The following is a 477-nucleotide window of genomic DNA, read 5'->3' on the forward strand; positions in this document are numbered from 1 at the left end:
TCTGTTCTGAAATTAAAACAGATAACTGCATCACCTTCTTTAATTCGTGAATCGAGAGTAGTGATTTGTGAATTGATAATCGGCTTTATAAATTCATCTGTAACACCATTTGCATAAGATGCTTCGATGCTCTTTAATAAATCATTGCTTTCCTCGCCGATACCATGCACCAATGCATCATAAGCTAGCTTCACTCTTTCCCAACGTTTATCTCTATCCATTGCATAATACCTTCCGGTAATAGTTGCAATAGCACCTGTTTTTCCCTGTAAATAATTTTGCAGGTCTTTTATAAAACCCAAACCACTTTTGGGGTCGCAGTCTCTTCCATCTGTAAATGCATGGATAAATACATCGGTTAAACCTTGTGCTGCACAAACATCAATAATAGCTTTTAAATGGCTTGTGTGAGAATGTACACCACCATCGCTAACCAAACCTAATAAATGCAAAGGCTTGTTATTGATTTTTGCATAT

General features: G+C 36.5%; 1 pseudogene. It reads right to left on the minus strand.

Annotation, left to right across the window (positions count from 1 at the left end):
• Positions 1-477 (minus strand): annotated as a pseudogene (locus tag E3E36_RS13775) (2,3-bisphosphoglycerate-independent phosphoglycerate mutase); the annotation flags it as partial.

Origin of the sequence: Thermococcus sp. M36 (assembly GCF_012027355.1) — an archaeon.
Taxonomy (GTDB): Archaea; Methanobacteriota_B; Thermococci; order Thermococcales; family Thermococcaceae; genus Thermococcus.